We start from the raw sequence: 4,964 nt of genomic DNA, 5'->3' as shown, positions 1-4,964 counted from the left end.
GTCTACTGACCAGGGATTAATTGAAATGTTGACCCATAACGTTGATTATTTTCGCGCCAAGCCCGTCAACATTCCAAAGATTACCATTCTATTAGACAACGGCTATCACCCAGATAAGATTACCTTAGCCTTGCAAAAAATCTATCCCCAGATCCTGACCAAAATCCGTTTTCAACTGGCACCCAAGCCTACAAAAGCCCAAAAAGCCGCCCCAGGAAAAACAGGATTTGTGGTAGTGGCAACGATTAGGGGTAATTGAGCGCTCGAATGCTTGGATGGAACTTTGTAAAAGTTTAGTCAAAAACTTTGAGCGCACTCTAGACCATGCCACAGCAAAGCTCAATTTGTGTTTCATCAGGCTGATGCTTAAAAGGTTGGCACACAATTAGCTCCTAAATGGGTTCTATAAGAATGCGCGAGACAGGAAGAGAAAGTTGGTCTTAAACTCAAGGAAATCCTATTCACAGGAACCGATTTACTCTCAGTGAGGAGCGGCCCAGTGGCTCTTATTTTGATCGCAACATCACCCGTGACAAGCCATTTTTATCCGATGGCTTCGGTCGTTCATGAGTTAGTCAGTCGAGGACATACCATCTGGTGGTATGCCGGCAAAAAATTTCGAGCTAAAATCGAGCGACTCGGAGCTACATATAAAGCAATGGATGCTGCCTACGATTTTAGCGGCATGAGCCGGGATGAAGCCTTTTCACAACTGCGTGGGTTGCGAGGTTTATCGGCTTTAACCGAAACCATCAAAGCGCTCTTTATTGAACAGGCACCCAAGCAAATGCAGGACATTTTGGGCTTGTTAAATGAGTTTCCTGCCGATGTTTTGATTGCAGAAGAGGTGGGTTTCGGTATGGGCTTTGTTCACGAAAAAACGGCTATCCCAGCGGTAGCGATCGCTCTTTCAATCTATTCTTTTGGTAGTAAAGATACTGCGCCAATCGGTTTTGCTCTACCTCCTAACAGTTCATCATGGGGACGGGTTCGCAACGCTGCTTTGCGATTTTTCATCGATTCCATTGCTTTGAGGGGTTTAAAGGTCTACATCGATCAAACTCGCACGGGTGTAGGATTGCCAATTCTTAATCGAAGCGTGCTAGAAAGAATTGTTGAGCCGCCAAATTTATACCTGCTGGGAACAATACCTGAGTTCGAGTATCCGCGCAGTGACTTGTACGAGCAGACACATTTTGTTGGCACCTTTACCAATCAACCTGTGGAGTCGTTCAAGCCACCAGCTTGGTGGGATGATTTGCAGGGTAATCAACCGATTGTCTTAGTCACTCAAGGCACTTTAGCAAACTCCAATCTGAATGAGCTTGTCATTCCGACGATTCGGGCACTCGCGCAGGAGAATGTACTTGTCGTGGCAACAACTGGAAACATCGCGCTCAAAGATATCAAGCTCACTTCGTTACCAGACAATGTGCGTTTGGAGCAGGTCATCCCTTTCTACTACCTCATGCCTCATGTTGATGTGATGATCACGAACGGTGGATTTGGCGGTGTGCAGCTTGCTTTATCTCATGGGGTACCCCTGATTGTCGCGGGCGCAACTGAGGAAAAACCGGAGATTGCCGCACATGTGGCGTGGGCTGGCGTAGGCATCAACCTAAAAACGGGAACCCCTTCAGAAGCGCAGATCCGGGACGCTGTGAAAGCAATTCAGCGCGACCCCCACTACAAGCAGAACGCACAGCTATTGCAGGCAGAGTTCAAGCACTATAACGGACCACAACGTGCAGCTGATTTGATCGAACAGCTTTTAGAGAAAAAACCACAGAAGAAGCGATGACACATCTTAAGCTTGCAGAAGAACTGCCGGGTCATGTGGGGCTACCGATTCTAGGAGAAACCCTTGACATAATTTCGACTCAGGGCTGGGGGCTTGCCAAAAACTACCAGAAATATGGACCTGTTTTCAAAACCCGCCTTTCAGGAAAGAACTATGTAGTGCTGGTTGGACCCGAAGCCAGCCGAGTTGTTTTGCAGGAAAAGGCAGATCACTTTTCTTCCTACTTGGGATTGGGACCGTTCATGGAACCGATTTTTGGTCGTCCAATGATGCTTCAGGATGGTGAGTTACACCGATACACTCGTCGCCTCATGTCTCCTGCGTTTCATAGTAGAGCGATTGCAACCTACTTCAAGTGTATGCAGCATGAAGTTGATCGCTGTCTGAGTCAATGGTTGGAGCGTGGTATCGTTCCCCTTAAAAACGAGTTTAATCAACTCGCACTCCGAATTGGCATTCGACTCTTACTCGGTGTCCAGAGCGAACACGACATTGAGCAAATTGAGCAGTGGTATGGCACGTTAGTTCAGGGGGTATTCACCCTATTGCGCTGGGATGTGCCCTTTACAACCTTTGGGCGGTCCCAAATGGCTCGCCGTCAACTGCGACAGTTGCTCCAGGACATCATTACGGAGCGCAAACGGCAAGGGCATTTGCAAGCCTCGCAGGATGTTTTGGGATTATTCTTAGCCTCTGTTGATGCTGAGGGCAATGCATTAGCCGAAGCTCAGATTATCGATGAAATGATCCATCTCCTCAATGGAGCGCATTTCACGACTGCAACTTCACTCACCTGGGCACTTGTGGAATTAGCAGCACTAGCCGAGTGGCGAGAGCGTCTGCGTCAAGAACTGAATCAAGTCTTACAGAATGAATCGCTTAATCTTGGACATCTCAGTCATCTGACTCAAATGACAAACTTTTTAAAAGAAGTGGAGCGAGTGTACAACCCTTCAGGTGTAGTGCTGTTACGAGGTGTGGTCAAAGAGTTTGACTATGCAGGCTATCGCATTCCGCCAGGTTGGGGCGTGATTGTGGCACAAGGATTAACGCATCGAGCACCCGACATTTATACAGCTCCCGATCACTTTGATCCTGATCGCTTTGCACCGCCACGTGAAGAGGATAAAAAGCATCCGTTCTCATTGATTGGATTTGGCGGGGGTGAACATATTTGCATCGGCATAGAGTTTGCCAAAATGGAAATGAAAATCTTGCTGGCAACCTTGCTGCGTCACTACGATTGGAGCGTCACGCCTGAGTATCAGCAACTGAGGTCTAAGAAATTTCCCTTTCAAGCTGAAAGATGGTTACAAGCAAAGCTGCAAATCCGACAGTAAGCATCTCCCAAAGCATCGATTCAGAAGTAAGACTCGATTCTTGCTGACAGATTTAAAGTACATAAACGCTGATTTGACGAGTGAATCGAGGTGCGTCAATGAATCCATACTTCAAGAGCAAAAAACAGAAATTTTTAGGAACAATTTGGCGAATACCCGACGACCTTTGGAACAAACTCAAACCACTTCTTGATGAATACGATCCACCCAAACTAAATGGTCGTAAGCGTATCAATGCTCGTGCTGCACTTAATGCTATCGTCTTTCGTCTCCGTAGCGGTTGCCAGTGGAACCAACTACCTGCTGAATTTCCTGATGATAGCTCTGTTCATCGCACCTTTCAACGATGGGAAAGCAAAGGCGTTTTAGCTCAGATTTGGGCAGCATTGATTGAAGAATGTGAAGAAGTAGGTGGAGTTAATTGGCAATGGCAAAGCGCAGATGGGGCGATGTCAAAAGCACGATTTGGAGGAGATGAAATTGGACCAAACCCGACAGACCGAGCAAAGCCAGGAACAAAACGAAGTCTGTTAGTCGAAGCGGATGGTGGTCCACTGGCAGTGGTCATCGGTGGCGCAAATATTCATGACTGCAAATTGCTCGAAGCAACACTAGAAGCAATTGTTGTGGAGCACCCAAAACCAGAGAACGTTAAACAGCATTTATGTTTAGATAAAGGTTATGACAATCCTACGGGTCGAGATGCCGTTAACAAGCACAAGTACATTCCGCATATTCGTCGTATTGGTGAAGAAAAATTTGATGAACAACAGCAAAATGCTATCCTGCTCGTCGTTGGGTAGTTGAACGAACACTCGGCTGGCTCTCAAAGTGTCGCGCAATCTTGGTGCGCTATGAAAAAAAAGCCTATAATTATCTGGGCTTGATCAAGTTAGCGTGTGCGTTACTTTGGTATCGTCGATGCTGGCACTTATCCACTGCAAAATAAGTTGCTCATTAGCATTAGCTCTTCTCAAGTTCTAATTCGTGCATTTTGAGATAGTGTCTAAGTGCATGGCAAAACAAAGAAGGTAGCCAGAGAGATTTAGCAAAAAGATTTAAAGTCAGTTTGTCATTTATCCGCGACTTTTTGCGAAGATATCGGGAAACAGGAGAGATAGTTGCAAAACCTCAAGGTGGAGATCGCCGCTCCAAAATTAAAGGTAAAGAGCAAGAATTATTGAAGAAAATGGTCACAGAACAATGTGATATATATCTGCGCGAAGTACAAGAAGCCCTGCACCAACGTACAGGCATCGATGTAAGTGTATCGAGTTTGTGTCGTACTCTTAAACGATTAAAATTAGGACGTAAAAAAAACTTTAGTCGCTACTGAGCAATCTACAGAACGGGTACAAAAACTACGGGATGAATTTCGGCGTTGGTTAGACACGATAGATATTAAAAATCTCGTATTCATTATGCTGTTATTTCTGGACAAAGTATTTGCCCAGAAAAACAGCGATGAAACGGGCATAAATCTAGCTATGACAAGACTCTATGCTAGGTGTGAAGGTGGAGCAAGAGTCTATGATGACCACCCAGGCAGTAAGGGCAAAAACATCACTTTAATTGGCGCTATGAGTGATGAGGGGGTCATGTTATAGATTTGTAGTTTGTCCTCTAGATTGGTAAACCAAATTCGTATCGGTTGATAAATAATCCAATGACTAGATCATGCATAACCTCGGACTTGGAAAAGCAGATTGTTTTGCGAGTTAGTCGCTTGATTCTTGTTCTTAACCCCAAATGCTTGCGCTCAATTTTTTGGGTATTGCGTTTGCCTATTGAGTGCATCTCTTGAGGCAGATGTCGTTCATAGG

5 protein-coding genes and 1 pseudogene are annotated in these 4,964 nt (G+C 45.5%); 5 read left to right on the top strand and 1 reads right to left on the bottom strand.

Going from position 1 to position 4,964, the window contains the following annotated elements:
- The 5 genes and pseudogenes from ACEW80_RS17310 to ACEW80_RS17290 form a co-directional block, all read left to right on the top strand.
- A pseudogene (locus tag ACEW80_RS17310) lies at positions 1-259 on the top strand (IS5/IS1182 family transposase); the annotation flags it as partial.
- A 240-nt stretch (positions 260-499) separates the two neighbouring features.
- On the top strand, positions 500-1,801 hold the full coding sequence (locus tag ACEW80_RS17305; RefSeq protein WP_373527779.1) for a glycosyltransferase: 1,302 nt from the start codon (positions 500-502) through the stop codon (positions 1,799-1,801).
- Positions 1,798-3,141, top strand: a complete 1,344-nt coding sequence (locus ACEW80_RS17300) for a cytochrome P450 (RefSeq protein WP_373527778.1) — start codon at positions 1,798-1,800, stop codon at positions 3,139-3,141. Before ACEW80_RS17305 ends, ACEW80_RS17300 begins: the two co-directional genes overlap by 4 nt.
- Positions 3,142-3,293: 152 nt before the next feature.
- A protein-coding gene (locus ACEW80_RS17295; RefSeq protein WP_373527780.1) for an IS5 family transposase occupies positions 3,294-4,090 on the top strand; the annotation gives its coding sequence in 2 pieces (ribosomal slippage) (positions 3,294-3,924 and positions 3,924-4,090; 798 coding nt in all).
- A 120-nt stretch (positions 4,091-4,210) separates the two neighbouring features.
- The gene (locus tag ACEW80_RS17290) at positions 4,211-4,477 is read left to right on the top strand and encodes a transposase (RefSeq protein ID WP_373527777.1); all 267 of its coding nucleotides are present in this window, start codon (positions 4,211-4,213) and stop codon (positions 4,475-4,477) included.
- A 287-nt stretch (positions 4,478-4,764) separates the two neighbouring features.
- Here ACEW80_RS17290 and ACEW80_RS17285 read toward each other — a convergent pair.
- Positions 4,765-4,964, bottom strand: a 200-nt coding sequence (locus tag ACEW80_RS17285; RefSeq protein ID WP_373527776.1) for an IS1 family transposase, incomplete at its 5' end; no start/stop codon positions are given.

The organism is Nostoc sp., from assembly GCF_041747015.1.
In the GTDB taxonomy this organism is placed as follows: Bacteria; Cyanobacteriota; Cyanobacteriia; order Cyanobacteriales; family Nostocaceae; genus Nostoc.
Note: the sequence above shows the minus strand (reverse complement) of the source record. Positions and strands in the feature narration are given on the sequence as shown.